The following is a 3,230-nucleotide window of genomic DNA, read 5'->3' as shown; positions in this document are numbered from 1 at the left end:
GCTAGCAGAACGCTGCAACATGGTTTATATGAATACCACAGTGACCGCAGGCCATGCTGAAATCTTGGTGACGGCTACCGGCGATCATACTGAAATAGGCTGTTTAGCGCGTTTTGTTAGCACAAGCCCAAGAGTCGGATACGCCCTTGCAACAACAACTGGATTCTTTAGCAAAACGCCTAGCCCTTGTTGCGTTGGTAGTTGCCAGCACATTGTTTGGTTTTGCGCTGTTTCAAGGTAAGCCTTGGATGAGTACTGCATTTACCGCCATTGCGTTAGCGGTTGCCGCGATACCCGAGGGATTACCTGCCGTCGTAACGGTCACGTTAGCATTGGGTATGCATCGCATGGCTAAACAAAAAGCCATTATCAAACGCATGGCGGCGGTAGAAACCTTAGGCTGTACGACTGTGATTTGCACCGATAAAACGGGCACCTTAACCGTTAATCAAATGACCGTGCGCCAGTTTTATTATCAAGCCAAGCATTACCAGGTAACCGGCGAAGGGTATCAGGCACAAGGCGAAATACAGTGCGATGAAGGCGCTAGCGATGATTTAAGCGCGTTATTACAACCGCTGTGCCTGTGCAATAACAGCGATTGGCAAAATCATTCACTTGGCGACCCGTTAGAAGCAGCGCTACTGGTATTAGTTGAAAAAGCGGGCATGAATTATCTAGCACTGACCCGTGATTGGTTACGCGTAGCAGAAATTCCTTTTGCAGCCAGCTATAAATTAATGGCTACATTTCATAAAGATAGCGCAAATCAAACGCTACGCATCTCAGTGAAAGGCGCACCCGAAGTTATCTTAAAACGTTGTTCGCAAGCATTAGGAGAAAACGCTTTTGCTTGCGCTCGCTTATTAAATGAAAACACCCGCATGGCTGCGACCGGCCAGCGCGTAATTGCGGTGGCAGAACGGGTATTAGCGCTTAACGATTATGACCTAGACTGCGATTTATTTGATTACTTAACTGACTTAAACTTTGTTGGCCTGATTAGCTTAATTGACCCACCACGCGCTGAAGCTAGCGTAGCAATTAAGCGTTGCCACCAAGCCGGTATTGCCGTGAAAATGATAACCGGCGACCAAAAAAGTCACGGCAATGGCTATTGCTAACGAGTTAGGCTTACAAGGCGACGTATTAGAAGGCCATGAATTAGCGCTTATGGATGATGGCACACTAGCTGCCTGTATTAATGCGGTTACTGTGTTTGCACGCACTGCGCCTGAACAAAAAAAGTTCGGATTGTTAACGCATTAAAACAAGAAGGCCATATCGTTGCGATGACTGGCGATGGTGTCAATGATGCAGCGGCACTAAAAACCGCAGATATTGGCATTGCGATGGGGCAAATAGGCACGGACGTTGCCAAAGAAGCCGCAGAAATGATTTTAACCGATGATAATTTCGCCACCATTACCCGAGCCATACAACAAGGCCGTGGCATTTATGAAAACATGGTAAAGTTCGTGCGTTTTCAATTGGCAACTAATATTGGCGCCATGCTGACTGTAGGCGGGGCGGCCATATTAGGATTACCAGAGCCGTTTACCGCCGTGCAGTTATTATGGATTAATATCATTATGGATGGCCCACCCGCAATGAGTCTAGCCTTAGACCCTCAGCGAGAAAGCACGATGAACGATGCACCGCGTGACCCTAAATCAACAATATTGTCTTGGACGCGCTTTAGCAATATTTGCTGGTTAGGTCTATTAATGGCGCTAGGCACATTAACGTTATTAGCCATTGATGCGCAACATGCGAAGCTCAGCCATGCGACGACGTTAGCATTCACTACATTTGTCTTATTTCAAGTCGTTAACGTGTTTAATGCCCGTACAGAGCGTCACACGACGTTTTAATCGCTATTTTTTTCGTAACAAGACATTATGGTGTGCATTACTCGGTGTTGTACTGATGCAAATCACCGTGGTGTATTGGCCAGAAGCGCAAGCGCTGTTTCACACTCAGCGCTTAACGCTTCAAGATTGGTGCCTAGCCAGTGCTGTAGCTAGCAGTATCTTAGTAATAGAGGAACTCAGGAAACAAGTGGCAAGACGCTTAAGAAGCCATTTGCGATTGTAAGTAATTTTCTAGCGTTACTTTGCTAATCAGCTCAAACTGCGTTTCTAGCCAATCAATATGTTCTTCTTCGTCTTCTAATAAGTGTTCTAGTAGCTCCCTAGACACATAGTCTTTCACATTTTCACAATACGCAATCGCTTCTTTTAATAAAGCTAATGCCGCTTGGGCTAGTTTTAAGTCACAAGACAGCATTTCTTGCGGATTTTCACCGATTAGCAACTTATCTAAGCTTTGTAGATTTGGTAAACCTTCTAAAAATAACACACGCTCAATCAGACTATCGGCGTGTTTCATCGCATCAATAGACTGATGATACTCTTTATCGTTTAACTGCTTAAATCCCCAGTTTTTATACATTCTCGCATGGAGAAAATACTGGTTAATTGCTGTTAACTCAATGGTTAACACTTTATTAAGATAGTCGATAACCTTAGTATCACCTTTCATAATTGCCTCGTCATCTAAAATGCAGTCGCTAAAATTTGGCTTTGAGGCTGCATTATAGAAGGTTTTGGCAAGTTTTCATCTAAAAAGTTCGCGCACATGCTTAACGCACTTACCGCATTCACCACCCATGCCTAAACATTGAAATAATTGTTTGCGAGAATTTACGCCATCATTGATAGCGGCTTTAATTTGTTTATCCGTAACCGCTTTACATACGCATACATACATAAGACTACTCCTGATTTTTTAGCTTATGTAAATAATAACAATTCTCATTAAATCATGCAAAGGGATTTTACTCGATAATTGCAAAGTGGTTCAGATTACCGAGTAAAAATTCATATCAGCTGTTCTTGTCACTTAACACATTAAATATTTACACCGTTGTGCCTGGTTAACCGTCTAGCAATAGGCAAAACCAACAAACCTTGTAAAAACAATAACAAAGCACCTGGTAATGGCACGGGAGTGAGTTGAGCGCTATCGACATTAGCTATATCAACCGCCCAATGACTGCTGCCACCACCGTTTTGCGCAGTGAACGGACTAGCGCCAAAAGTGGCTAAACCCAGTGAGTCGGCAAATCCATCGGCGAGATTAGCGCCTAATGCAACATTATCTAATTGCGTTAACGCTAAGATATAACTACCGGCTGACAGCGTTCCGTAAAAATGTGAGCCGGAATT

At 43.9% G+C, this 3,230-nt stretch carries 7 protein-coding genes and 1 pseudogene; 5 read left to right on the top strand and 3 right to left on the bottom strand.

Going from position 1 to position 3,230, the window contains the following annotated elements; genetic code table 11:
- Positions 1 to 19: 19 nt before the first annotated feature.
- From VZ94_RS33500 to VZ94_RS25565, 5 genes and pseudogenes are all read left to right on the top strand, one after another.
- Positions 20 to 67: pseudogene (locus VZ94_RS33500) on the top strand (hypothetical protein); the annotation flags it as partial.
- A 46-nt stretch (positions 68 to 113) separates the two neighbouring features.
- Positions 114 to 1,124: an HAD-IC family P-type ATPase gene (locus VZ94_RS30915; RefSeq protein WP_052700602.1), complete on the top strand. Its 1,011-nt coding sequence runs from the start codon at positions 114 to 116 to the stop codon at positions 1,122 to 1,124.
- On the top strand, positions 1,111 to 1,269 hold the full coding sequence (locus VZ94_RS30910; protein WP_157844950.1) for a hypothetical protein: 159 nt from the start codon (positions 1,111 to 1,113) through the stop codon (positions 1,267 to 1,269). The genes VZ94_RS30915 and VZ94_RS30910 overlap by 14 nt, the downstream gene beginning before the upstream one ends.
- A gap of 23 nt (positions 1,270 to 1,292) precedes the next feature.
- Positions 1,293 to 1,874 carry an HAD-IC family P-type ATPase gene (locus tag VZ94_RS30905; protein ID WP_052700601.1) on the top strand — a complete coding sequence of 194 codons (582 nt, stop codon included), beginning with the start codon at positions 1,293 to 1,295 and terminating at the stop codon, positions 1,872 to 1,874.
- Entirely contained in the window at positions 1,843 to 2,097 is a 255-nt protein-coding gene (locus tag VZ94_RS25565) for a cation transporting ATPase C-terminal domain-containing protein (RefSeq protein ID WP_131655580.1), read from the top strand. The genes VZ94_RS30905 and VZ94_RS25565 overlap by 32 nt, the downstream gene beginning before the upstream one ends.
- Here VZ94_RS25565 and bfr read toward each other — a convergent pair.
- The 3 genes from bfr to VZ94_RS26060 all read right to left on the bottom strand — a co-directional run.
- Positions 2,074 to 2,544, bottom strand: a complete 471-nt coding sequence (gene bfr / locus VZ94_RS15090; protein WP_045779867.1) for a bacterioferritin — start codon at positions 2,542 to 2,544, stop codon at positions 2,074 to 2,076. The two genes, VZ94_RS25565 and bfr, sit on opposite strands and share 24 nt — an antisense overlap.
- Positions 2,545 to 2,619: 75 nt before the next feature.
- On the bottom strand, positions 2,620 to 2,772 hold the full coding sequence (locus VZ94_RS24590) for a (2Fe-2S)-binding protein (RefSeq protein ID WP_082081714.1): 153 nt from the start codon (positions 2,770 to 2,772) through the stop codon (positions 2,620 to 2,622).
- A gap of 140 nt (positions 2,773 to 2,912) precedes the next feature.
- A partial coding sequence (locus VZ94_RS26060) for a DVUA0089 family protein (protein ID WP_045779866.1) occupies positions 2,913 to 3,230 on the bottom strand: 318 nt, incomplete at its 5' end.

The sequence above is a fragment of the Methylocucumis oryzae genome (assembly GCF_000963695.1).
Taxonomy (GTDB): domain Bacteria; phylum Pseudomonadota; class Gammaproteobacteria; order Methylococcales; family Methylomonadaceae; genus Methylovulum; species Methylovulum oryzae.
The sequence above is the reverse complement of the archived record's forward strand: the minus strand, read 5'-3'. Positions and strand labels throughout refer to the sequence as shown.